We start from the raw sequence: 22,269 nt of genomic DNA, 5'->3' as shown, positions 1-22,269 counted from the left end.
TGCCACGGGCCCGAGGGTCCGTCGTGTCACTGCTCGGGCGGGCCGGTCGGCCCGCCATGCCGGCACGCCACCGGGGCGTCCGCGCCCGGTGGCTGCGCAGAGCGTAACGCGCGGGCCGGGCGGCGGGCCCGGCGGCGCACCGACGCCACTGGCCCACAGGGCGGCGGAGATGGTGTTGACTTGTCCGGTGGCGACGGTCAGAACGACATCGGATCAGGGCGCACCGGGGCATTCCCGGCGGGCGCTGCTGCGCGCCGGCGCGCTGGTGGCGCTCGGCGGCGCGGCCGTGCCGTTGACGGGCTGTGATCTTTTCGACCGCGACGACAAGTCCCGGCCGCCCGATCCGCTGGAGCCGCTCGCGGCCGAGGCCACCGCGCTGGAGGCCCGCTACCGGGCCGCCGCCACCGCCGTCCCGGCGCTGGCCGAGCGGTGCACCGCGATCGCCGACGCGCACCGGGCGCACGCCGAGGAGTTGCGGAAGGTCATCGGCCGGCCGGCACCGTCCGGCAGCCCCGCCGCCAGCCCGACGGGGGCCGCGGCCGACCCGGACACGGTCCGGACCGAGCTGCGGCAGGCCGAGCAGGAGGGGCGGGACAACGCCGCGAAGGCGTGCGCCGCCGCGCCCGCCGAGCGCGCCGCGCTGCTCGGGTCGATCGCGGCGGCCCGGGCGACCCACCTGGAGGCGTTGAAGTGACCCCGACCAGCGGCCCGACCCAGGCCCTCGGCGACGCGCTCGCCGCCGAGTACGCGGCCATCTGGGCGTACGGCGTGATCGGCGTGCACCTGACCGGGGCGGCCCGCTCCGCCGCCCGCTCCGCCGAGGCGGCCCACCGGTCCCGCCGGGACGCCCTCGTCCTCCAGCTCAGCTCGGGCGGCGGTCAGGTCCCCGCCGACCGGGCCGGCTACGCGCTGCCCTACCCGGTGACCGACCGGGCGAGCGCCCTGAAGCTGGCCGTCGAGATCGAGGAGCGCAGCGCCGGCCACTGGCGGGCGGCGCTGCCGCACACCACCGGAGCGGACCGGAACCGGGCGCTCGCGGCGCTCACCGACTGCGCGCTGCGGGCCACCCGCTGGCGGCGCACCGCCGGGGTGACCCCGGTCACCGTGCCGTTCCCCGGCCGGCCGGCCTGAGCGGAGGCCCCGGTCACCCGGCGGAACCCTGCGGTTGCGGACCGCATACCAGGTATGCATACTCCTGGCCATGTCCATCCGCCACGGCCTGCTCGCCCTCCTGGAGCGCGGCCAGATGTACGGCTACCAGCTCCGCTCCGCGTTCGAGGAGTCGACCGGGTCGACCTGGCCGCTGAACATCGGGCAGGTGTACACCACCCTGGCCCGGCTGGAGCGCGACGGCCTGGTCCGCTCGTTGCCGGAGAGCGAGGCCGGGCAGCGGCCGTACGAGATCACCGACGCCGGGCGGGCGGACCTCACGCTCTGGTTCGCGACCCCGATCAGCCGGGCCGACCGGCCCCGCGACGAGCTGTCGATCAAGCTGGCCCTGGCCCTCACCACCCCCGGCGTGGACGTCCGCGCGGTCGTGCAGACCCAGCGCAGCGCCACCATGCGGGCCCTGCAGGAGTTCACCCGGTTGAAGTACGGCAGTGACAAGCCGGAGGATCTGCCCTGGCGCCTGGTGCTGGACGCGATGATCTTCCAGGCCGAGGCCGAGGTCCGCTGGCTCGACCACTGCGAGACCAGCCTGGTCCGCCACCGTCCGGCGCCGAGCCGGCCGGTCACCCACCCGGAGGCGGTGGACCGGGCCGACGAGGAGGCCCGCCGGTGACGGCAGCAGGTGAGCTCGTGAGCGCGAGGAGTGAGCCGGTCTTGCGTGCCCCGAGGTCGCGAGCGAAGGTGACGCGGTGAACGGGGTGCTGGAACTGCGGACCGTGCACCGGACCCACGGCGCCGGCGAGGCGGCCGTGCACGCGCTGCGCGGGGTGAGCCTCACCGTGGCCGCCGGCGAGCTGGTGGCCGTCATGGGGCCGTCCGGCTCCGGCAAGTCCACCCTGCTGGCGCTGGCCGGCGGCCTGGACCGGCCGACCGGCGGGGAGGTGCTGGTCGAGGGCGAGTCCCTCGGCGGCCTGTCGGCCCGCGACCTGGCCCGGCTGCGCCGCCGCCGGATCGGCTACGTCTTCCAGGATCTGAACCTGCTCGGCAGCCTCACCGCCGTGGAGAACGTGGCGCTCCCCCTCGAACTGGACGGCGCCGGCGTCCGGGCGGCCCGCCGGCAGGCCCTGGCCGCGCTCGCCGAGGTGGACGTGGCCGGGCTGGCGGACCGCTTCCCCGACCAGATGTCCGGCGGCCAGCAGCAGCGGGTGGCGATCGCCCGGGCCCTGGTCGGCGAGCGCCGCCTGGTGCTCGCCGACGAGCCCACCGGCGCGCTCGACTCGCAGGCCGGCGAGGCGGTGTTGCACCTGCTGCGCCGCCGGGTGGACGCCGGCGCGGCCGGGGTGCTCGTCACGCACGAGGCGCGGCACGCCGGCTGGGCGGATCGGGTGGTGTTCCTCCGCGACGGGGTGCTGGTGGACTCGACGGCCCCGCTCGTCGGCGTGGAGCATCTGCTCAGCGGCAGCGGTCGGTGAACCGGGGCCGGCTCGCCGCCACGCTCGGGTCGTGGCGGACCGCGCTGCGGATCGCCCGGCGGGAGGCGCTCCGGGCCCGCCGGCGTACCGCCCTGGTGCTGGTGATGATCGCGCTGCCGGTGCTCGGGCTCAGCTTCGCCGCGGTGAGCTACGACATGGCCGAGCTGAGCCGGGCCGAGCGGATGGACCGGCAGCTCGGCGCCGCCGACGCGGAGCTGCGCTGGGCCGACGTGAACCCGATCACCCAGGACGCCTGGGGGGAGGGTTCCTGGCCGATCCAGGGTGACGCGGTGCCCCGGACCCGTCCGGTGACGGCGGACGAGCTGCGGGCGCTGCTGCCCGCCGGCACCCGGCTCACCCCGCTGCGCCGGTGGGTGCCGTTCGACGTACGGGTGGACCGGAAGACCGTGTCGTTCGACGCCCGCGCCGTCGACCTGACCGACCCGCTCGCCCGCCCGCTGGCCACCCTGCGGGATGGCCGGCGGCCCACCCGCTCCGACGAGATCGCGGTGAGCCCGGCGGCGCTGCGCCGGCTGGGCGCCCGGCTCGGCGAGCCGGTGCGGACCGTCGACGGCACCACCTACCGGGTGGTCGGGGTGGTGGAGTTCCCGGACAACCTCCGGGAGGTGGTCGCGCTCCGGCCGGAGCTGCCGCCCGGGCCGCCCGCCGCGGCGGACGAGAGCTGGCTCGTGGACCTGCCCGGGCCGGTGGACGGGACGCTGGTCGACCGGCTGAACGCCCGGGGAATCCTGGTAACCGCCCGGAACCCGCTGCCCGGACGGGACGAGATGGCCACCGGACCGGACCTGCCCGACGCCGAGGAGGCCGGCAACACGGTGCTGGTCGGCGGGCTCGGCCTGCTGGAGGTCGTGCTGCTGGTCGGCCCGGCCTTCGCGGTCGGCGTACGCCGGCGGCGCCGGGACCTGGCCCTGGTCGCGGTGGCCGGCGGGGACGCCGCGCACCTGCGCCGGATCGTGCTCGCCGACGGGGTGGTGCTCGGCGCGGGCGGGGCGGCCGTCGGGCTGCTGCTCGGCATCGGCGCCGCGTTCGCCGGCCGCCCGCTGGTCGAGCAGTACGTGATCCAGGCGCGCTTCGGGGCGTACCGGGTCTTCCCGGCGGCGCTCGTGGCGATCATCGCGGTGGCGGTGCTGGCGGGTGTGCTGGCCGCGCTCGCCCCGGCCTGGACGGCGGCCCGGCAGGACGTGGTGGCCGGGCTTGCCGGCCGGCGGGAGGCGCCGCGACCGGGGCGCCGCTGGCTGGCCCTCGGGCTGCTGCTCACCGTGGCCGGCGCCGCCGTGGCCGCGGTCGGCGCCACCCGGACCACGCCGACGGGGGTGCTGGCCGGGGTGGTCCTGGGCGAGCTGGGGCTGGTCTTCTGCACCCCGACGCTGATCGGGCTGCTGGCCCGGACCGGCCGGCTGCTGCCGCTGACGCCCCGGCTGGCGCTGCGCGACGCGAGCCGCAACCGCTCGTCGGCCGCGCCCGCCATCTCCGCGGTGATGGCGGCGGTGGCCGGCAGCGTGGCGCTCGGCGTCTACGTGGCCAGCGACGACGCCCGGCAGCGGGCCGCCTGGCAGCCCGGCCTGCCCCCGGGGCACGTGCTGCTCCAGCGCACCGACGGGCCGGCCGACAGCGCGCTGCCCCCGGCCGGCCAGGTGGCGGAGCGGGTCCGGGCGGTGCTGCCGGGAGCCACCGTGGTCCCGCTCGCCACTCCCGATTGCGCCCGGCCGGCGGACAAGGAGGACTACTGCGTCGCCACCGCGGTGCGCCCGCCCGAGCAGCGCTGCCCGTACGACCCGATGGGCTCCGGACCGCCCTCGGCGCGGACCGATCCGCGCTGCGCCCGGCCGTTCCGCGAACCGAGCGACTTCTACCTGCCGGCCATCGTGGACGACGGAACGGCGCTGCCCGCGCTGACCGGCGGCCCGGCCGAGGAGGTGGCGGCGGCCCGCCGCACGCTGGGGGCGGGTGGCGTGGTGGTCACCGATCCCGGGCAGGTGGTGGACGGCCGCGTGCGGGTGGAGGTCAGCCACGGCTCCGACGCCCCGACGGCCGTGGGCACGCTGCCCGGCTACGCGCTGCGCGGCGGCCTGCCGGTGGACCGGGTGGTGCTCTCTCCGGCGGCGGCCACCACGCTCGGCCTCGTGGCCGCGCCGCTGGGCTACCTGGTCGACACCGCCGACGCGCCGACCGCCCGCGATCGGGACCGGCTGGCCGCCGAGCTGACCGAGGTCGCCCCGCTGGCGGTCCAGGTCGCGACGGCCGGGCCGCCGTTCGACCAGCGACCGCTGCTGCTCCTGCTGGCCGGGGCGTCCGGCTTGATCACCCTGGGCGCGGCCGCGGTGGCCACCGGCCTCGCCGCCGCGGAGGGCCGCCGGGACCTGTCGACCCTCGCCGCGGTCGGCGCCGATCCCCGGGTACGCCGGGTGCTGTCGCTCTGCCAGGCCGGGGTGATCGCGGTGCTCGGATCGGTGCTCGGCATCGTCGCCGGCCTCGGCTCGGCGGCCATCATCCTGGTCTCGCTCAACCGCCGCTACGCCCAGTCCTGGCCGGTGGAGCCGCCGTACCCGCTGGTGGTGCCCGGGTCGACGCTGACCGTGCTGGTGGTGGTGCCGCTGGTGGCCATGGTCGGGGCGGCCCTGCTCACCCGGTCCCGCCTGCCGGTCGAGCGCCGGCTGGACTGACACCGCTCGATCCGGTCGGGGGGGTGTCGCCGGCGGGGTGCGGGCGGCACACTGGGCGGGTGTCCGCCCTGGGATCCCTCACCCGTCGTCTCGGTCACCAGAAGTGGTTCGCCGCCACCATGCGCCTGCTCGTCCCCGCCGACCGGCTGGTCGGCCGGCTCACGAAGGGGCGGGTGGTCGCCTTCGGGCTGGTGCCCTCGCTGGTCCTCACCACCACCGGCCGCCGCTCCGGCAAGCCGCGCAGCAACCCCCTGCTCTACGTGCCGGACGGCGACGCCTTCGTGGTGATCGGCTCGAACTGGGGGCAGCAGCACCAGCCCGCCTGGTCGCTGAACCTGCTCGCCCAGCCGGCCGCCGAGGTCGACGTCAAGGGGCGCCGGGTCCCGGTGCGCGCCGAGCCGATCAGCGGCGCGGAGCGGGAGCGGCTGTTCACCCGGCTGGTCGACGAGTGGCCGGCCTACCGCACCTATGTGGAGCGGGCCGGCGGCCGGGAGATCCGGGTGTTCCGGCTGGTCCCGGTGGGCGAGCCGGCCGCCTGACCCTCGGGCGCGGCGAGCCGGCGGGCCCGGTCCGGCTGGCTAGGGTGGTGGTCGGTCGACGCGCGCCGGGCCGCCGCCGGGCGGGCCGCGCGCGGAACGGAGGTGGACCGTGGGAGCCGGCGGCGCCGAGCTGGACACCGACCGCTACCTGGACGATCCCCGCTGGCGGGTCGCCGAGCGGGTGAGCGACGCGGCGCTGCGCCGGTTCCGGGCGGACGTACTCGCCGTGGCGGTGCACGGCCCGCTCGCGCACGGCGACGACGACGGCGGCGGCAACGGCGAGGTCGGGCTGCTGGTGGCCACCTACCGGCCGGGCGGCGGGCCGTCGCCGTCCACCCGCCGGGTGGACGGGGTGCTGGTCGACCTCACGGTGGCCGGGGCCGACGACTACCTGCGGCAGGCCACGGCGATCACGGCGCTCTGGCCGCTCACCGCCGACCGCTACGTCACCACCCGCGCCCTGCACGATCCGACCGGCTGGCTGCGCTCCCTCCGCGACGGGCACCTCGCCCGGCTGGCCCGGGCCCGGCCGGCCGAGTTCACCGCCGCGGCCCGCCAGGCCTGGTACCGGGGCAGCGCGGCACACGCCCGGGCGCTGCGGCTGGCCGAGTGGTACGAGACGGACCCGGCGCTGCTCATGCTCGGCGAGGCCCGGCTGGCCGCGGCCACCGTGCAGGGGCTGCTGAGCCGCACCTACTTCCGGGACCCGGGCGACGCGGTGCGGCGCACCGGCCTGGCCGGCGCGGACATGACCGAGGTGGGCACGGTGCTGGCCCGCCAGGCCGAGGAGCTGGCCGCCCGGGGCCGCCCGGTCGACGGCACGGTGGACGACCTGCTCGGCGGCTAGGGCGTGCCCGGGCCGGTCAACCGATCCCGCCCTGGATGCCGATCAGGGCGCCGACCAGGTAGGTGGCGCCGGCCGCCAGGGCGCCGAGCAGCAACTGCCGCAGCCCGCTCGTCCACCAGGTGCGGTTGGTGAACCGGGCCACGATCGCGCCGGCCACGAAGAGCCCGACCCCGCCGACGGCGAGCGCCAGCGCGAGGCTGGTGAAGCCGAGCAGGTAGGTGATCAGCGGCACCAGCGCGCCGACCGAGAAGCAGAGGAACGAGGAGATCGCCGCCGCCCACGGGCTGGGCTGCTCGTCGGGGTCGACGCCCAACTCCTCCCGGACGTGCACCCGCAGCGCCTCCTCCGGGTTGCGTCGGACCGCCTCGGCGACCTGGGTGGCCAGGTCCCGCGGCAGCCCCCGGGCCACCCACGCGTCGGCCAGCTCGCGGGCCTCCGCCTCCGGGTGCCGCTCCAGCTCGCGCCGCTCCTTGGCCACCTCGGCGGCCACCTGCTCGTTGGCCGAGCGGACGCTGGTGTATTCACCCAGCCCCATCGAGATGGCGCCGGCCACCAGGCCGGCCGCGCCGGTGAGGACGACGCTGCGCGGGGAGACCCCGCCGCCGCCGACCCCGGCGATCAGGGCGATGTTGGTGACCAGCCCGTCCATCGCCCCGAACACGGCCGGCCGGAGCCAGCCGCCGGACACGTCCGCGTGGTGCGCCTCGCGCAGCGCCGCCGGGGTGTCGGTCACGGCAGCGTGAGGATCTCGTGGCCGTCGTCGGTCACGACGATGGTGTGCTCGAACTGCGCCGTCCACCGGCGGTCCTTGGTGACCACGGTCCAGCCGTCGTCCCACATGTCGTACTGGTAGGTGCCGAGGGTGATCATCGGCTCGATGGTGAACGTCATCCCGGGCTCCATCACGTCGGTGGGGCGCGGGCTGTCGTAGTGCGGCACGTAGAGGCCGCTGTGGAAGGACTCGCCGATGCCGTGGCCGGTGAAGTCGCGCACCACGCCGTAGCCGAACCGCTTGGCGTACGACTCGATGACCCGGCCGATCACGTTGATCTGCCGGCCCGGTGCGACCGCCTTGATGCCGCGCATCATCGCCTGGTGGGTCCGCTCGACCAGCAGGCGGGCCTCCTCGCTCACCTCGCCCACGCAGAAGGTGGCGTCGGTGTCGCCGTGCACCCCACCGATGTACGCGGTCACGTCGACGTTGATGATGTCGCCGTCCTCGAGCACCGTCGAATCGGGGATGCCGTGGCAGATGACCTCGTTGATGCTGGTGCAGCAGGACTTCGGGAAGCCCTTGTAGCCCAGCGTCGACGGGTAGGCGCCGTGGTCGCAGAGGAACTCGTGGACGACCTTGTCGATCTCGTCGGTGGTCACGCCCGGCTTGCAGTGCTCCCCGGCGAGCTGGGTGGCCTGGGCGGCGAGCCGGCAGGCCACGCGCATCTTCTCGATGGTCTCCGGCGTCTGCACGTGCGAGCCGCGCCACTCCTGGGGACGCTTCTTGCCCACGTATTCGGGACGCGGGATGTCAGCGGGAACCGCTCGCCACGGGGAGAGCGTGCCTGGGGTCAGCGGCGCACGGACGGTCATGCTGACAAGCCTATCGCCGCACTCCTGGTGACCCCCGCCACGGCCCGCTCGCCCGGGTTGTTGCCGCACCGCAAGGGCTGTGCCATTGTTGCTCCGTGGATCAAGGGGGCGCGCCGCCCGTCTTCTCCGCGACGGCGGAGATCGACGGTGATCAACTGCGCGTCCGGGTGGCCGGCGAGGTCGACATGGCGACCGCCGACACCATGTACCAGACGGTCCTGCGGGAGTCCGCCCGCCACGTCACGCTCGACCTGCGGGCGGTGACCTTCTTCGACTCGGCCGCGATCCACGCCGTGGTCCGGCTGGCCCAGCAGCTCCCCGGCGCGCTCACCGTGCTGCCGTCCCGGCAGGTGCGGCGGGTGCTGGAGATCTCCGGCCTGGGCGAGCAGCGCTGGCTGGAGCAGGCCTAGCCGCCGCCCGCCGCGGCCTCAGCCCGCCAGCCGGCGGCGCAGGACCAACTCGGTGCCGTCGTCCGTGCGGGTCACGGTCATCTCGCCGAGCGCCTGGATCAGCGACAGTCCCCGGCCCCGGAAACTGGACCCGGTGGATTCCTTCCACCGGCCGCTGTCCCGGATCGTGGCGGTCACCGTCCGGTCCTCGATGGTCACCTCGACGCCGATCGTCGGCTCGGCCGGGTCGACCGGGTGCTCGATGGCGTTGGCGGCGGCCTCGGAGATCGCCACCGTGAGGTCGAACAGGTCGGTCTCGCCGACGTGGTGGGCGACGAGGAAGTCCTCCAACCGCTTGCGCAGCACGCTGAGCCGGGTCGGGTCGGCCGGCAGCCGCAGCGCGAAGCGGTTCAGCTCGGTCGCCTCCAGGGCGAGCACCGCCACGTCGTCGTGCCGGGTCCGCCCGGCGACCCGCTCCACCACCGCGTCGACCAGGTCGGCCACGTGCTCGCCCGGGGCGGTCGCGTCCGCCCGGAGCTGGCCGAGCCCGGCGTCGATGCCGGCCTGCCGGTCCTCGATGAGCCCGTCGGTGTAGAGCAGCAGCCGGCCGCCGGGCGCCAGCTCGGCGTCGACGGTCCGGTACGCCGTGCCGGGGATCGCCCCGACCGGCGGCCCGAGCGCCCGGTCGTGAAGGAACACGGCGGCGCCTCCCCGGATCAGCAACGGCGAGGGGTGGCCCGCGCTGGCGTAGCGGAGCCGGCCGGTGCGCGGGGAGAAGCGCAGGCAGACGACGGTGGCGAACGACCCGCCCTCGGTGGAGCCGACCAACCGGTTGAGCCGGGTCAGCGCCTCGCCCGGGTCGTAGCCCTCCAGCACGTACGCCCGCAGCGCGTTGCGGAGCTGCCCCATCGCGGCGGCGGCCCGCACCCCCTTGCCGACCACGTCGCCGATGACCAGCACCAGCTCGTCGTCGGGGGTGCCGATCACGTCGTACCAGTCGCCGCCGATCTCGACGTCGGCGCTGCCCGGCAGGTAGCGGCTGGCCACCACGGCGCCGGGGAGCTGCGGCAGCGTACGCGGCAGCAGGCTGTGCTGGAGGGTGGTGGCGATCCGGTGCTCGGCCTCGTAGAGCCGGGCGTTCTCCAGCCGTACGCCGATCAGCCGGGCCAGCTCGGTGAGTGCCGCCTGCTCGGTGCCGCCGCCCTCCCGGCGCCAGACCCGCAGCTCGCCGAGCTGCTCCTCGGTGGTGCCGGTCAGCGGGAGCACCACCGACGGCTCGGCGGACGCGTCCCCGCCGCCGTCCGCCTCGTACCGCGCGCCGGTGGCCGTGACCACCACCCGGGCGGCCTCGGCCAGACGGAGCGCGTGCCGCGCGGCGACCTGCACCACCTCGGCGGTGGAGCGGGCGGTGTTGATCGCCACGGCGGCGTCGGCGAGCGCCCGCAGCCGGCGGATGATCTGGCCGCGGAGCTGGCCCAGCTCGACGTTGGCCCGGACCCGGGCGATCAGCTCCTGGCTGGAGAAGGGCTTGGTGAGGTAGTCGTCGGCGCCGACCGAGAGCCCGGCGACCTCCTCCGCCGCGCCGGCCCGGGCGGAGAGCAGCACGATCGGCACGTGCCGGGTGACCGGGTTGCCGCGCAGTGCGGTGACCAGCCCGAACCCGTCCAGCCGGGGCATCATCACGTCGGTGAGCACCAGGTCGAACGGGGAGTCGACGGCCAGCCGCAGCGCCTCCACGCCGTCCGGCACGGTGACCACCTCGTACGCCGGGGAGAGCAACCGGCTGACGTGCTCGCGCAGGTCGGCGTTGTCGTCGGCGACCAGGATCCGGCCCGCTCCGCCCGACAGCCCGACCGATTCGGGCAGCCCCCCGGGCCGGGCCACCTCGTCGGTCCAGAGCGCGGTCTCGGCGACGTAGAGCCGGGCCTGCTCCGGCTCGGCCGGCGGCAGCGCGGCGAGGGCCGAGACCCGGTCGGCGGGCAGGTGCGCGTAACCGAACGGCACGGTGACCGTGAAGGTGGTGCCCTGGTCGACGACACTGTGCGCCTCGACCGTGCCGCCGTGCATCTCGACCAGCTCGCGGACCAGGGCGAGGCCGATGCCGGTGCCCTCGTGGGTGCGGGCGCGGGCCCCGGACACCCGGTGGAACCGCTCGAACACCTGCGGCAGCTCCTCCGGCGCGATGCCGACCCCGGTGTCGGTGACCTCCAGCACCGCCGCGTCGGCTCGGGCGGCCACCCGGACCCGGATCTCGCCGTCGAAGGTGAACTTGACGGCGTTCGACACCAGGTTGAGGACGATCTTCTCCCACATGTCCCGGTCGACGTAGACCGGCGAGGGCAGCGGCGGGCAGTCCACCACGAGGCGCAGGCCGGCCCGCTCGGTGGCCGAGCGGAAGGTGCTGGCCAGCCGGGCGGTGTAGTCGGCCAGGTCGGTGGGCTGGTAGCGGGCGGTCAGCCGGCCGGACTCCAGCCGGGAGAAATCCAGCACCGTGTTGACCAGCTTGAGCAACCGCAGCGCGTTGCGGTGCATCACGGTCAGCCGGTCGAGGTACGCGTCGGGCACGTCGCGGTCGGCGAGCAGGTCCTCCAGCGGCCCGAGCACCAGGGTGAGCGGGGTGCGGAACTCGTGACTCACGTTGGCGAAGAAGTTGGTCTTGGCGCGGTCCAGCGCGGCGAGGGCGGCGGCGCGGGCCCGCTCCTGCTCGTACGCCCGCTGCTTGCCGACGGCCCGGGAGATCTGGGCGGCCACCAGGTCGGCGAAGTGGCGGTACTCGTCGGTGAAGGGCAGCCGGCGGGCCACCCCGAGCAGCAGCACGCCGGCCGGCTCGTTCGTCGCCGTGAGCGGCACCAGCAGGGCCCGGTCGGCGGCGTCCGGCGGCACCGCGCCGAGCAGTTCGGCGGTGGAGACCCAGCGGGGCGTCTCCGGGGAGTCACCGGGGCGTGGTGGCCCGCCGGCGATCGTGGCGGGGGCCACCCCGGAGCAGCCGGCCAGCGCCGGGACCCCGTCCTCGTCGTGCAGCCAGACGGCGCTGAACGGCACGTCGGCCCGATGCGTGTCGAGCACCCGGGCGGCGGCCCGGCCCAGCTCCACGGTGCTGCGCACGTCGGCCAGCTCGGTGCCCAGCTCGGCCAGGGCCCGCAGCCGGCGCTCGCCGACCACCCGCCCGGTGGTCTCGTTGACGAAGCAGAACACCCCGCTGACGCTGCCGTCGGCGTCCCGGATCGGGTCGTAGGAGATGTCGAAGTAGACGTCCTCCAGGAAGCCGTGCCGGTTGAGCACGAAGGGGTGATTCTCGCCACGGTAGGGCGCGCCGGTGCCGTGCACGCCGTCGAGCAGCGGCCCGAGCACGTCCCAGGTCTCCGCCCAGTGCTGCCGGGCGGACTGACCGAGGACCGCCGGGTGCTTGTCGCCGATGGTGGGCCGGTAGGCGTCGTTGTAGAAGGCCAGGTGGTCCGCGCCCCAGAACAGCACGATCTGGGCCCGGGAGGAGAGCATCGTGCTGACCGCGTGGCTGAGTGCGGGGGGCCAACCGTGCGGGGCGCCGAGCGGGGAGTGGGACCAGTCGAAGCCGCGCAGTCGCTCGCCCATCTCGCCTCCCGCGGCGAACGCCGCGCTCAGCAGTGGCGGAAGAGCCTCCCCGGTTTCCGAGGACGAACGACCCACGCCCCCGCCCCCCTGGGCCGAACCCATGCAGCCTCCCGCTCCGGCCGAGTCCACGACGACCGGCGCAGCCACGCCGGTCGTGCCCCGCCTACTACCCAGGCGGAGGAGCAACGTAACGCATCGCCGCCCCGGGACGCTGGTTACCTACGCCTCATCCTGACGGAACCTCCGGCCGGCGGCGAGTCGAGCGCTCCCGCGGCTCGGTCCGGGCGGTGTCGTGGGACGTCGCGGCGCCGGCCGCCGCGCGGACCAGAGCGGCGACCGGCCGCGGATCGGGGTCGTTCTCCGGGTGCCACTGCACGCCGAGCAGGAAGCGCCGCGCCGGATCCTCCACGGCCTCCACCACCCCGTCGTCGGCCCAGCCGGTCACGGCCAGGCCGCCCGGGTCGGCCACCCCCTGATGGTGGTACGAGTTGACCCGGTCCACCCCGGCCATCACCGCCCCGGCCAGGCTGCCGGCGGCGAACCGGACCGGATGCGACCCGTACACGCCGGGTGCCGGCCGGTGACCGTCGTGCCCCACCACGTCCGGGAGGTGCTGGTGCAGCGTGCCGCCGTAGGCCACCGCGAGCAGCTGCATGCCCCGGCACACGCCGAGCACCGGCAGGTCGGCGGCGAGCGCGGCGGTCAGCAACGCCAGCTCGCCGGCGTCCCGGTCCGGCCGGCTCTCGGTGCGCGGGTCGGGCGGTGTGGCGTACCGCTCCGGGCCGACGTCGGCGCCGCCGGCCAGCAGCAGGCCGTCCAGCACCCGCAGCACGTCGGCGTCGGCGTCGTCCGGGGGCAGCACCACGGCCCGGCCGCCCGCCGCGGTCACCGCCCGGACGTACGCCTGCGGCACCAGCGCCGCCGGCACGTCCCGCCACACCGCCCAGCCGGCCGGCTCGACGTACGACGTGATGCCGATCAGCGGCCGTCGACTCATAGGGGTGTCACGTACGCGCCGGTGATCCCGCCGTCGACCACGAACTGCGCGGCGGTCATGAACGAGGCGTCGTCGCTGGCCAGGAAGGCCACCGCGGCGGCGATCTCCGCGGGGTTGCCGAACCGGCCCATGGGCACGTGGACGAGGCGGCGGGCGGCCCGCTCCGGGTCCTTGGCGAACAGCTCCAGCAGCAGCGGGGTGGCGACCGGGCCGGGGCAGAGCGCGTTGACCCGGATGCCCTCCCGGGCGAACTGCACGCCCAGCTCCCGCGTCATCGCGAGCACCCCGCCCTTGCTCGCCGTGTACGCGATCTGCGACGTCGCGGCCCCCATCAGCGCCACGAACGAGGCGGTGTTGATGATCGACCCCTTGCCCTGCCGGCGCATGTGCGGGATGGCGTACTTGCAGCAGAGGTAGACGCTCGTGGTGTTGACCCGCAGCACCCGCTCCCAGGCGTCCAGCCCGGTCTCCAGGATCGAGTCGTCGTCCGGCGGCGAGATGCCGGCGTTGTTGAACGCCACATCCACCCGGCCGTGCCGCTCGGCCACCCCGTCGAAGAGGTCCCGGACGGCCGCCTCGTCGGCCACGTCCGCGGCGACGAACTCGCCGGCCACCTCGTCGGCGGCCCGCTTGCCCGCCTCGGCGTCGATGTCCACACAGACCACCCGGGCCCCCTCGGCGGCGAACCGCCGCACGGTGGCCAGGCCGATGCCGCTGCCCGCCCCGGTCACCACGGCGACCCGGTCCTGAAGCCGTCCCTGCATCTCACTCCTCCGTGCTGATGAACACGTTCTTGACGTCGGTGAAGGCGTGCAGCGCGTCCGGACCCAGCTCCCGGCCGAGGCCGGAGCGCTTCATCCCGCCGAACGGGGTCCAGTAGCGCACCGAGGAGTGCGAGTTGACGCTGAGGTTGCCGGACTCGACCGCCCGGGCCACCCGGACCGCGCGGCCCACGTCCCGGGTCCAGATCGAGCCGGAGAGCCCGTACTCCGTGTCGTTGGCCAGGCGGATCGCGTCCGCCTCGTCGTCGAACGGGAGCACCGACACCACCGGGCCGAAGATCTCCTCCCGCCAGTGCCGGTCGGCCGGGGAGTCGGCGAGCAGCACGGTCGGCGCGTACCAGAAACCGCCGCCGTCGGGGCGGTCGCCGGTGAAGGCGACCTTCGCCCCGGCGACGTACCCGGAGACCCGGTCCCGGTGCCCGGCGGAGATCAGCGGGCCCATCTCGGCGGTCTCGGCGGCCGGGTCCTCGACCCGGAACCCGCGCACGGCCGGTTCGAGCAGTTCCAGGAAGCGGTCGTACACCGAGCGCTGGACCAGGATGCGGGAGCGGGCGCAGCAGTCCTGGCCCGCGTTGTCGAAGACCGCGGCCGGCGCGCTGGCCGCGGCCTTCGGCAGGTCGGCGTCGGCGAAGACCAGGTTGGCGGACTTCCCGCCCAGCTCCAGCGTCACCCGCTTCACCTGGGCGGCGCAGCCCGCCATGATCCGGACGCCGACCTCGGTGGAGCCGGTGAAGCAGACCTTGCGGACCGCCGGGTGGGTGACGAACCGCTCGCCCACCACGCTGCCCTGGCCGGGCAGGACGGTGAACACGCCCTCCGGCAGGCCGGCGTCGAGAGCCAGCTCGGCCAGGCGCAGCGCGGTCAGCGGGGTCAGCTCGGCCGGCTTGAGCACCACCGTGTTGCCGGCGGCGAGCGCGGGGGCGAAGCCCCAGCCGGCGATGGGCATGGGGAAGTTCCACGGCACGATCACCCCGACCACGCCGAGCGGTTCGTGGAAGGTGACGTCGAGCCCGCCCGGCACGGGGATCTGGTGCCCGGTCAGCCGCTCCGGCGCTCCCGCGTAGTAGTCGAGCACGTCCCGGACGTTGCCGGCCTCCCAGCGCGCGTTGCCGATGGTGTGGCCGGCGTTGCGCACCTCCAGCAGCGCCAGCTCCTCCCGGTGCGCGTCGACCACGGCGGCGAACCGCCGCAGCAGCCGCGCCCGGTCCCCCGGCGCCACCGCGCGCCACGTCTCGAAGGCCGCCGCCGCCCGCTCGATGGCCGCGTCCGTCTCCGCGAGCGAGGTGGCCGGCACCTCGCGCAGCGGCTCACCGGTCGCCGGGTTGATCACCTGGGTCACGCGCCCCACCCTTCTCCTGGCGACACCCCGAGCGCAAGGTCAGAGGCGCTCGAAGCCACGCACCAGCTCCCAGTCGGTGACGGCCGCGTCGAAGGCGGCCAGCTCCACCCGAGCGGTGTTGGCGTAGTGGTCGACCACCTCGGCGCCGAACGCCTCCCGGGCCGTCGCCGAGGACTCCCACAGGGCGAGGGCGTCGCGGAGCGTGCCGGGCACCCGCTCGGCCTCGGCGTCGTCGTACGCGTTGCCGCCGCACTCCTCGCCCAGCTCCAGCTCCCGCTCGATGCCGTGCACCGCACCGGCGACCAGCGCGGCGATCGCCAGGTACGGGTTGACGTCGGCGCCCGGCACCCGGTTCTCCACCCGCATCCCCTGGCCGTGCCCGACCAGCCGCAGCGCGCAGGTGCGGTTGTCGGTGCCCCAGCGCAGCGCGGTCGGCGCGAAGGAGCCGGGCTGGTAGCGCTTGTAGGAGTTGATGTTGGGGGCGAACAGGATGCTGAACTCGCGCATGGTGGCGAGCAGCCCGGCCAGCACCCGCTGCCCGGTGGCCGACAGGTGCGCCGGCCCGTCCCCGAGCATGGCCGAGCGGCCGTCGGAGTCGCGCAGCGAGAAGTGGATGTGGCAGGAGTTGCCCTCCCGCGCGTTCGGCTTGGCCATGAAGGTGATCGACATGCCCTCCTGGGCGGCGATCTCCTTCGCCCCGTTCTTGTAGATGACGTGGTGGTCGGCGCAGGCCACCGCCTCGTCGTAGCGGAAGGCGATCTCGTGCTGGCCCAGGTTGCACTCGCCCTTGGCGCTCTCCGGGATCAGCCCGGCGCCGGCCATCTCGGTGCGGATCCGGCGCAGCAGCGGCTCCACCCGCGCCGTGCCGAGCAGCGAGTAGTCCACGTTGTACTGGTTGGCCGGGGTCAGCTCGCGGTAGCCGCGCCGCCACGCCTCCTCGTACGAGTCGCGGAACAGCACGAACTCCAGCTCGGTGCCCGCGTACGCGGTCAGCCCGTGAGCGGCGAGCCGGTCGAGCTGCCGGCGCAGGATCTGCCGGGGCGAGGCGACCACCGGCCCGGAACCGTCCAGCCACTCCAGGTCGGCCAGCAGCATCGCGCTGCCGGGCTGCCAGGGCACCCGGCGCAGCGTGTCCAGGTCGGGCCGCATGGCGAAGTCGCCGTAGCCGCGTTCCCAGCTCGACATGGCGTACCCGTCGACGGTGTTCATGTCGACGTCCACGGCGAGCAGGTAGTTGCAACCCTCGCTGCCGTGCGCCACGACCTGGTCCAGGAAGTACGGCGCGTGGAACCGTTTCCCCTGGAGGCGGCCCTGCATGTCGGTCAGCGCGAGCACCACCGTGTCGATCTCGCCCTCGGCGACCGCGACGCGCAGCTGTTCGAGCGTGAGCGGAGCTTTCCTCATCGGCGCGCCTCCATCACCAAGGTCTACTGGCAGAACCGGATCACCGTCAATGCCCCCTGCGGACACCGTCGCAAACGCGATCGGCCGGGGGCCGGCGCCGGGTCGGTAGCGGGCCTGCTCGACAGCGGTGCCGGCTCAACGGCCGGACGGGCGTGGGCGCAAGCCGTTGAGAGCGGTGGTGATGACACGGTCGGTGTACTCGGCGGTGAGTGGTCCACTGCGTTGCAGCCAACGGTTGAGCACCGGACCCCAGATCATCTCCACGGCCACGTCGAGGTCGAGGTCTTCGGCGAGTTGCCCGGCCCGCTGGGCGCTGACCAGCCGTTGCCGCTTGGCCTCCTTCATCGGTCCGTCCAGCCGTTGGCGGTAGGCGGCGGCCAGTTCGGGGTCGTTCGCGATCTCGGTGGCCAGCGCCCGCATCGGACGGTCGTACCGGGGATCGTTCAACTCCGCGACCGTGGCGTGCAGGACCGCGCTCAGGTCGGCTTCCAGGTCACCGCTGTCGGGCAGCGCGACAGGTTCACCCTCGCTGCCCTCACTGAGCATGAGGAAGGCGTCGAAGATGACCGCGCCCTTCGACGGCCACCAGCGGTAGATGGTTTGTTTGCCGACGCCGGCGCGTGCGGCGGTGCCCTCGATGCTGAGTTTGGCGTATCCGACTTCCTGGAGCAGCTCGAACGCGGCGGCGAGGATGGCCCGCCGCGAGGCCTCGTTCCGGCGGGCCACGCTGGGCGTTGCTCGGTGCGGTGTCGTCACGTGGGCCACCCTACCGGTTGAGACGGACCGTCTCGTCTTGTGTTGCGGAGACCAATGACGTACTGTCGCCTCAGCGACGAGACGAACCGTCTCGTCTCAGTACGGGAGAGTGGAGATCCGCTATGCGCACCTCATCCGGCACCGCTACGCGTACCTGGTTCATCACGGGCGCGAGCCGTGGCCTGGGCCGTGCGTTCACCATCGCGGCACTCGAACGCGGCGACCGGGTGGTCGCCGCAGCTCGGAGCATCACGCGGAACGACTTCGATGACCGATACGGCGACCGGCTGCTCGCCCTGCGGCTCGACGTGACCGACCGGGCTGCGGTCTTCGCCGCCGTGACCACCGCGGTCGAGCACTTCGGGCGGCTCGACATCGTCGTCAACAACGCCGGCGCCATGTCCATGGGCATGATCGAAGAGTTCACCGAAGCTGAGGCGCGTGCCCAGTTCGAGGTCAACCTCTTCGGGGCGCTCTGGGTCAGCCAGGCCGTGCTGCCGCACCTACGTGCCCGACGCGCCGGCCACATCGTGCAGGTCTCCAGCATCGCCGCACTCGGCGGCTTCCCGAGCACCGGGATGTACAGCGCGAGCAAGTTCGCGCTGGAAGGCATGAGCGAGGCCCTGGCGATGGAGGCGGCAGCCTTCGGCGTCAAGGTCAGCATCATCCAGCCCGGCGGCTACTGGACGGACCTGTACACCAGCATGGCCACCACGACGCCGATGGAGGCCTACGGTCCACTGCGCGCGGAGCTGGAACGGCAGTGGGCGGACGGCTCGATCGACAGTCATCCCCGACTCGCTGCCGACTCGCTGCTGAAACTGGTCGACAGCGACGACCCGCCGCTGCGGCTCCTGCTCGGCAGCATGGTCTACGACCTGGCGTTCGACATCTCACGCCGGCGCATGGACACCTGGGCGGGCTGGGAGCAGGTCAGCCGAGCGGCCGAGCATGCCGTCCCCGCCCCCAGCGGAACGGACTGACGACCTTCCGCGTGGCCGGCGGCCGACGCGGCGGGTGCCCGGCGGACACCGTGGCAAACGCGATCGACCGACCGCCGCCGGCCGTGCGTCAATACCGGGGTGGACGAGGCGCTGTGGGGCCGGCTGACCGGGGCCGACCAGGACCGGGTCGACCGGCACATCGCCCACGGCTGGCTGATCCCCGCGATCCGCGCCATCTCCGACGCTGTGACTCCCCGGCCGCCGCTGCAGGACTGCCAGGAACTGGTCCTGCACCGGCTGGCCGCGCTCCAGGAGGATCTGCGCCACGACCCGCCACCGGGCGCCGACCTGCCGGCGCTGCTCGCCCGGGTGGCGGCGCTGCCGGCACCACCCACGGCGATCGGGGCGCGGTGGCGCGGTGAGCGACCCACCCCGGACGTGCTGCTGGTCGCCGTCCTGCACGGCCCGCTGGGCGACGTCCCGCTCACCCTGGTCCGGCACCGGGACAACCTGGCCGGCTTCACCGGCCGGGTCCCACCGTGGCCGGCTGCCGCGACGGCGCGTCGCCTCGGCGCGGCGCTCGCCGACCACCTGGGCGTACCGTTCCGCTTCCCCAACTCGGACCGCCCCGAGCGGGTTTAGCGACGGGCGGCGCGCCGTGTGCCGGGTCAGCCGCGCGCCCGCGCCCAGGCGAGGAAGCGGTGGTGCAGGTCCGGCACGCGATCCGGGTTCAGCCTGGTCAACTGCTCCGTGGCCTCGGCCATCAGCGTGCCGAGATACACCAGCAGCGCCGTCCGGTCCCCCCGGTACTCGACAAGCAGCGACAGCCGGGCCGGCTGGCAGGGCCATTGCGCGCCGCAGCTCCGGCAACGCCAGAGCGGACGCATCGGGACGTGCGGGATGGTCCGGCGCCCCATCACCGCAGCCGGCGGGCCACGGCGCGGGCTTCCTCGCCGGTCAGCGGCAGGAACCACAGGAACCGCCGGACGATGTGCGACGGCTCCGGCCCCTCCGGGCATCCACGCAGGTCCCGGATCGCGTCAGGGAGCAGGGACGACAGGACCGGAATGAGCGCCGCCGGTTCGAGCCGGATCGTGCGGAAGGCCGGGCAGGGCCAGGGCGTGCCGCAGCATTCGCAGTGCCAGGTCGGGCGGCGGGCGACGTGCGCGGTGACGCTGAGCATGCCGGTCACCAGTGGCTCCCGTTTGCCCGCCACTGCGGGGCCGGCGCCCACCGGCCGCGACGCCCGGGCCGGCTCCCGCAGTGTCGGCAGCTTGCCGGTGAAACACCGGAACCATCGGGTACGCACATCAGCCTCCTCGTAGCTGGATGGGGCGCCCGGCAATTGGCGGCGGCAGGACGACCCCGAGCGGGACTCCCTCGTGCTCCTGCGCCGACCGGACCCGCCTGCGTGACAGTCTGGTTAGGACACCACTACCGTCGATACGCGCTCGCACCATCCGCGCAGGTCAAGCCGATGGTTGGGCAGTCACGAGCAAGCGCCGGTCGAAACTGAGCAGGAGTTGAGGGATCGATGGGGACCGCGACTAACTACGTACTGGGCGAGCTACGTCTGTTCCGGGCCGCCCTCGGGCTCAGCCAGGACGACTTCGGCCGAACCATCGGCTACTCCGGGTCCCACGTCAGCTCGGTCGAGACCGGCGGCCGCCCGCCGACGGTCGAGTACATGAAGGCGGTCGACGACCAGCACCACACCGGGGGACGGTTCGGCCGGATGCTGCGTGAGCTCGGCAGGCTCGACACGACGCCGGCCTGGCTGCGGGAGTGGATCGAATTCGAGCGCGAAGCGGCCACGTTGCGGTGGTTCGAGCTGTCCTACGTCCCCGGTCTGCTCCAGACCGAGAGGTACGCCCGCGCCACGCTGGCCGGCGGCCGGTTCAGCCCGAAGGACGTCGACCAGGCGATCGCCTCCCGGCTGGACCGACAGGCGATCCTCGATCGCGAGCGTCCCCCACAGCTCATCGCCGTCCTGGACGAAGCAACACTCCGCCGGCCGGTGCTCGATCAGCCGGGCCTGATGGCCGAGCAGCTTGAGCACCTCGTCGAGCAGGCGGGACGCGAACATATCCAGGTGCACGTCGTGCCGGTGGATGCTGGGATGTACCTGGGGCTGGCGGGGCAGTTCATCATCGCCGAACTGCCCGACGGCGCACGGGTGGCTCACGCCGACAATCAGCTCACTGCGCAGATCGTCGATGCCCCAGCCGACATCGCTAAGCTGGCGAAGACATGGGAGATCGTCCGGAACGAAGCGCTCCCCCGCCGGCAGTCAACCGAGCTGATCAAGGAAGTGGCGAAGTCATGGACGTGCTGACCCCGCAGTGGCGGAAGTCGACCAGGTCCGGTGGCAACGGCGGCTCCTGTGTCGAGGTGGCCGACAACCTGCCGGGCGTGGTGCTGGTGCGCGACACCAAGGACCGGGACGGCGGCACCCTCCACATCGACCCCTCATCGTGGCGGTCCTTCATCCACCTCGCGAAGCAGATCGGCCCCGTCGGCTGATCTCCCACCGCACCCAGACTGGCCCACCAGCGCAGTTCGCCGAATGGCGCGAAGCTGCTGCGGGACCGCTGTCATCAAGGGCCGTACGCGCCCCCTGCAGCTCAGCCGGCACCCCTCCCGTAACTGGGACTTGAAAAAGTCTCAGGTGACGGTGGCTGCGGTGAGGAAGAACGTGACCGCGTAGGTGAACCGGTTTGCATCGACAACCTCGTCGAACTGATCTTCGAACGCACGAGCTTCGGCGGGGTCGAGTGCGCCGCGTTGAGCGGCTGTGGCAGCCCAGCTGCGGAGGCCGAGAACGTTGTCGACAGCGGCCGGGTTCCGCACCAGCAGCGTTCGAGGCTCGACGGTGACGTCGACCAGACCCTGTACGGCGAGAAGGCCGGCATGTTGATGTGCCAGAGTGCCGTTGCGGAGGAGGACATCAGCCCGGAACCTCAGCACGCGCCGGGCCAGACTTTGATCGGCGATGTCGAGTACCTGAGTGTCGTAGTCGGGGTCGGCAAGGACGATGCGGCCACCCGGCCGGACAACCCTGATGAGCTCCTTGATCGCGGTGTGGGGATCGGCGAGGTGTTGCAAGGTGCGATCAGCCCATGCCCCGTCGAAGGTGTCGGCGAGAAACGGCAGTTGATGGGCGTCGGCGACGACGCATTGGGCCAGGCCGCGGGCTTTCATGGCAGCAGCCATGGTCCGCGCATGATCCACGGTTGCCACGCTGACGCTGTTTTCATCCCTCAGGTGGGCTGCGCTTGCCCCTGTGCCGGCGCCAACCTCGACGTAGCGACGGCCAGGCGCGGGACGGAGCAACTCACGGACCCGCTGCTGGTAGGCCTGGTAGAAGGGCTCCTCGGCGAGACGGTCGAGCACGCCGACCCACGAGTCCGGGGCTGACTGGCGGTCGACGTCGGTGAACCCATGCATGAGCTGCAGCCTATTGCGGCGGCAGCGCAACCCGGTGGACAGAGGACCGGCGGGGCCCCGACACTCGGGCGTGTGATCGACATGCGAGACGTCGGGGTGCGGGTGCTGGCCGGTGACCTGGCTGGCGAGGAGCTGCCGATGGTTGCGGCCCAGGCGCTTGCCGAGGGGCTGGACAGTCCATCCTTGCGGGAACTCGCTGGGCTCTCGCGAGGCGATTACCGCGAGGCACGCGAGCTGTTGGGCCCGGTGCTCGACGAGTTGGGCCTGCCTGAGCTACCGAGCGACGACCAGGCCGTCTGGGAGGCGTCGGACCCCACTGGACGAGCACCGACGAGCGTTGGCTGAAGCGCAATGCCGTACCCGAGAAGGGTCCTCAGCCAG

24 protein-coding genes are annotated in these 22,269 nt (G+C 74.0%); 13 read left to right on the top strand and 11 right to left on the bottom strand.

Features of this window, described 5'->3' with window-relative positions:
- The first annotated feature begins 244 nt into the window (after nucleotides 1-244).
- The 7 genes from ACQP12_RS07545 to ACQP12_RS07515 all read left to right on the top strand — a co-directional run bounded on the left by ACQP12_RS07545 (nucleotide 245) and on the right by ACQP12_RS07515 (nucleotide 6,652).
- Nucleotides 245-694, top strand: a complete 450-nt coding sequence (locus ACQP12_RS07545; RefSeq protein ID WP_357938143.1) for a hypothetical protein — start codon at nucleotides 245-247, stop codon at nucleotides 692-694.
- Complete coding sequence (locus ACQP12_RS07540; RefSeq protein WP_357937236.1) at nucleotides 691-1,131, top strand: ferritin-like domain-containing protein; 441 nt, start codon at nucleotides 691-693, stop codon at nucleotides 1,129-1,131. Before ACQP12_RS07545 ends, ACQP12_RS07540 begins: the two co-directional genes overlap by 4 nt.
- 70 nt (nucleotides 1,132-1,201) lie before the next feature.
- Entirely contained in the window at nucleotides 1,202-1,783 is a 582-nt protein-coding gene (locus ACQP12_RS07535; RefSeq protein ID WP_357937238.1) for a PadR family transcriptional regulator, read from the top strand.
- A gap of 76 nt (nucleotides 1,784-1,859) precedes the next feature.
- Complete coding sequence (locus tag ACQP12_RS07530; protein WP_357937240.1) at nucleotides 1,860-2,582, top strand: ABC transporter ATP-binding protein; 723 nt, start codon at nucleotides 1,860-1,862, stop codon at nucleotides 2,580-2,582.
- A complete protein-coding gene (locus ACQP12_RS07525) occupies nucleotides 2,579-5,266 on the top strand; it encodes an FtsX-like permease family protein (protein ID WP_433286128.1) in 2,688 nt (895 codons plus the stop codon). Before ACQP12_RS07530 ends, ACQP12_RS07525 begins: the two co-directional genes overlap by 4 nt.
- Before the next feature lie 59 nt (nucleotides 5,267-5,325).
- Nucleotides 5,326-5,805: a nitroreductase family deazaflavin-dependent oxidoreductase gene (locus tag ACQP12_RS07520; RefSeq protein WP_357937243.1), complete on the top strand. Its 480-nt coding sequence runs from the start codon at nucleotides 5,326-5,328 to the stop codon at nucleotides 5,803-5,805.
- A 109-nt stretch (nucleotides 5,806-5,914) separates the two neighbouring features.
- Nucleotides 5,915-6,652, top strand: a complete 738-nt coding sequence (locus ACQP12_RS07515) for a nucleotidyltransferase domain-containing protein (protein ID WP_433286125.1) — start codon at nucleotides 5,915-5,917, stop codon at nucleotides 6,650-6,652.
- 16 nt (nucleotides 6,653-6,668) lie between these two features.
- On the opposite strand, the gene ACQP12_RS07510 is transcribed toward ACQP12_RS07515, so the two are convergent.
- The gene (locus tag ACQP12_RS07510; protein WP_357937247.1) at nucleotides 6,669-7,385 is read right to left on the bottom strand and encodes a VIT1/CCC1 transporter family protein; all 717 of its coding nucleotides are present in this window, start codon (nucleotides 7,383-7,385) and stop codon (nucleotides 6,669-6,671) included.
- Complete coding sequence (gene map / locus ACQP12_RS07505) at nucleotides 7,382-8,239, bottom strand: type I methionyl aminopeptidase (protein ID WP_357937249.1); 858 nt, start codon at nucleotides 8,237-8,239, stop codon at nucleotides 7,382-7,384. Before map ends, ACQP12_RS07510 begins: the two co-directional genes overlap by 4 nt.
- A 95-nt stretch (nucleotides 8,240-8,334) precedes the next feature.
- Between map and ACQP12_RS07500 the strand changes: the two genes are divergently transcribed.
- A complete protein-coding gene (locus ACQP12_RS07500) occupies nucleotides 8,335-8,649 on the top strand; it encodes an STAS domain-containing protein (RefSeq protein WP_433286122.1) in 315 nt (104 codons plus the stop codon).
- Nucleotides 8,650-8,667: 18 nt separating this feature from the next.
- Here the strand turns inward: ACQP12_RS07500 and ACQP12_RS07495 are convergent, their stop codons facing one another.
- The 6 genes from ACQP12_RS07495 to ACQP12_RS07470 form a co-directional block, all read right to left on the bottom strand.
- The gene (locus ACQP12_RS07495; RefSeq protein WP_433286120.1) at nucleotides 8,668-12,321 is read right to left on the bottom strand and encodes a SpoIIE family protein phosphatase; all 3,654 of its coding nucleotides are present in this window, start codon (nucleotides 12,319-12,321) and stop codon (nucleotides 8,668-8,670) included.
- Between the two features lie 124 nt (nucleotides 12,322-12,445).
- Nucleotides 12,446-13,216 carry a gamma-glutamyl-gamma-aminobutyrate hydrolase family protein gene (locus ACQP12_RS07490; protein WP_433286118.1) on the bottom strand — a complete coding sequence of 257 codons (771 nt, stop codon included), beginning with the start codon at nucleotides 13,214-13,216 and terminating at the stop codon, nucleotides 12,446-12,448.
- Complete coding sequence (locus tag ACQP12_RS07485; protein ID WP_433286116.1) at nucleotides 13,213-13,980, bottom strand: 3-oxoacyl-ACP reductase; 768 nt, start codon at nucleotides 13,978-13,980, stop codon at nucleotides 13,213-13,215. Before ACQP12_RS07485 ends, ACQP12_RS07490 begins: the two co-directional genes overlap by 4 nt.
- Nucleotide 13,981: 1 nt before the next feature.
- The gene (locus ACQP12_RS07480; protein WP_433286114.1) at nucleotides 13,982-15,337 is read right to left on the bottom strand and encodes an aldehyde dehydrogenase family protein; all 1,356 of its coding nucleotides are present in this window, start codon (nucleotides 15,335-15,337) and stop codon (nucleotides 13,982-13,984) included.
- A 39-nt stretch (nucleotides 15,338-15,376) separates the two neighbouring features.
- The gene (locus ACQP12_RS07475; protein ID WP_433286111.1) at nucleotides 15,377-16,741 is read right to left on the bottom strand and encodes a glutamine synthetase family protein; all 1,365 of its coding nucleotides are present in this window, start codon (nucleotides 16,739-16,741) and stop codon (nucleotides 15,377-15,379) included.
- A 135-nt stretch (nucleotides 16,742-16,876) separates the two neighbouring features.
- The gene (locus ACQP12_RS07470) at nucleotides 16,877-17,497 is read right to left on the bottom strand and encodes a TetR/AcrR family transcriptional regulator (protein ID WP_433286109.1); all 621 of its coding nucleotides are present in this window, start codon (nucleotides 17,495-17,497) and stop codon (nucleotides 16,877-16,879) included.
- Between the two features lie 122 nt (nucleotides 17,498-17,619).
- On the opposite strand from ACQP12_RS07470, the gene ACQP12_RS07465 reads away from it, so the two are divergent.
- On the top strand, nucleotides 17,620-18,480 hold the full coding sequence (locus ACQP12_RS07465; protein WP_433286107.1) for an SDR family oxidoreductase: 861 nt from the start codon (nucleotides 17,620-17,622) through the stop codon (nucleotides 18,478-18,480).
- 99 nt (nucleotides 18,481-18,579) lie between these two features.
- Nucleotides 18,580-19,083, top strand: coding sequence for a hypothetical protein (locus tag ACQP12_RS07460; RefSeq protein ID WP_433286105.1), 504 nt, complete (start codon nucleotides 18,580-18,582; stop codon nucleotides 19,081-19,083).
- 26 nt (nucleotides 19,084-19,109) lie between these two features.
- Here ACQP12_RS07460 and ACQP12_RS07455 read toward each other — a convergent pair whose 3' ends face one another.
- Nucleotides 19,110-19,328: a flavin reductase gene (locus ACQP12_RS07455; protein WP_357937269.1), complete on the bottom strand. Its 219-nt coding sequence runs from the start codon at nucleotides 19,326-19,328 to the stop codon at nucleotides 19,110-19,112.
- A gap of 29 nt (nucleotides 19,329-19,357) precedes the next feature.
- A complete protein-coding gene (locus ACQP12_RS07450; RefSeq protein ID WP_433289163.1) occupies nucleotides 19,358-19,624 on the bottom strand; it encodes a hypothetical protein in 267 nt (88 codons plus the stop codon).
- A 351-nt stretch (nucleotides 19,625-19,975) separates the two neighbouring features.
- Here ACQP12_RS07450 and ACQP12_RS07445 point away from each other — a divergent pair, with 351 nt between their 5' ends.
- Together ACQP12_RS07445 and ACQP12_RS07440 are read left to right on the top strand one after the other, a co-directional pair.
- Nucleotides 19,976-20,776 (top strand): helix-turn-helix domain-containing protein, encoded by an 801-nt coding sequence (locus tag ACQP12_RS07445; protein ID WP_433286102.1) that lies wholly within the window; start codon nucleotides 19,976-19,978, stop codon nucleotides 20,774-20,776.
- Nucleotides 20,764-20,964: a DUF397 domain-containing protein gene (locus ACQP12_RS07440; protein ID WP_433286100.1), complete on the top strand. Its 201-nt coding sequence runs from the start codon at nucleotides 20,764-20,766 to the stop codon at nucleotides 20,962-20,964. Before ACQP12_RS07445 ends, ACQP12_RS07440 begins: the two co-directional genes overlap by 13 nt.
- Before the next feature lie 141 nt (nucleotides 20,965-21,105).
- On the opposite strand, the gene ACQP12_RS07435 is transcribed toward ACQP12_RS07440, so the two are convergent.
- On the bottom strand, nucleotides 21,106-21,888 hold the full coding sequence (locus tag ACQP12_RS07435) for a methyltransferase domain-containing protein (protein ID WP_433286098.1): 783 nt from the start codon (nucleotides 21,886-21,888) through the stop codon (nucleotides 21,106-21,108).
- A 72-nt stretch (nucleotides 21,889-21,960) separates the two neighbouring features.
- Between ACQP12_RS07435 and ACQP12_RS07430 the strand changes: the two genes are divergently transcribed.
- Nucleotides 21,961-22,233: a hypothetical protein gene (locus tag ACQP12_RS07430; RefSeq protein WP_433286096.1), complete on the top strand. Its 273-nt coding sequence runs from the start codon at nucleotides 21,961-21,963 to the stop codon at nucleotides 22,231-22,233.
- Nucleotides 22,234-22,269: the final 36 nt, after the last annotated feature.

The sequence above is a fragment of the Micromonospora sp. CA-244673 genome, assembly GCF_050948395.1.
Lineage (GTDB): Bacteria > Actinomycetota > Actinomycetes > Mycobacteriales > Micromonosporaceae > Micromonospora.
This window is presented reverse-complemented; position numbering and strand designations above follow the sequence as displayed.

Excerpts from the sequence above, each read along its gene's own strand:
- ACQP12_RS07535 (WP_357937238.1), top strand. The coding sequence starts at position 1,202 with ATGTCCATCCGCCACGGCCTGCTCGCCCTCCTGGAGCGCGGCCAGATG.
- map (WP_357937249.1), bottom strand. The coding sequence starts at position 8,239 with ATGACCGTCCGTGCGCCGCTGACCCCAGGCACGCTCTCCCCGTGGCGA.
- ACQP12_RS07495 (WP_433286120.1), bottom strand. The coding sequence starts at position 12,321 with ATGGGTTCGGCCCAGGGGGGCGGGGGCGTGGGTCGTTCGTCCTCGGAA.
- ACQP12_RS07490 (WP_433286118.1), bottom strand. The coding sequence starts at position 13,216 with ATGAGTCGACGGCCGCTGATCGGCATCACGTCGTACGTCGAGCCGGCC.
- ACQP12_RS07485 (WP_433286116.1), bottom strand. The coding sequence starts at position 13,980 with ATGCAGGGACGGCTTCAGGACCGGGTCGCCGTGGTGACCGGGGCGGGC.
- ACQP12_RS07475 (WP_433286111.1), bottom strand. The coding sequence starts at position 16,741 with ATGAGGAAAGCTCCGCTCACGCTCGAACAGCTGCGCGTCGCGGTCGCC.
- ACQP12_RS07465 (WP_433286107.1), top strand. The coding sequence starts at position 17,620 with ATGCGCACCTCATCCGGCACCGCTACGCGTACCTGGTTCATCACGGGC.
- ACQP12_RS07455 (WP_357937269.1), bottom strand. The coding sequence starts at position 19,328 with ATGCGTCCGCTCTGGCGTTGCCGGAGCTGCGGCGCGCAATGGCCCTGC.
- ACQP12_RS07450 (WP_433289163.1), bottom strand. The coding sequence starts at position 19,624 with ATGCTCAGCGTCACCGCGCACGTCGCCCGCCGCCCGACCTGGCACTGC.
- ACQP12_RS07445 (WP_433286102.1), top strand. The coding sequence starts at position 19,976 with ATGGGGACCGCGACTAACTACGTACTGGGCGAGCTACGTCTGTTCCGG.
- ACQP12_RS07440 (WP_433286100.1), top strand. The coding sequence starts at position 20,764 with ATGGACGTGCTGACCCCGCAGTGGCGGAAGTCGACCAGGTCCGGTGGC.
- ACQP12_RS07435 (WP_433286098.1), bottom strand. The coding sequence starts at position 21,888 with ATGCATGGGTTCACCGACGTCGACCGCCAGTCAGCCCCGGACTCGTGG.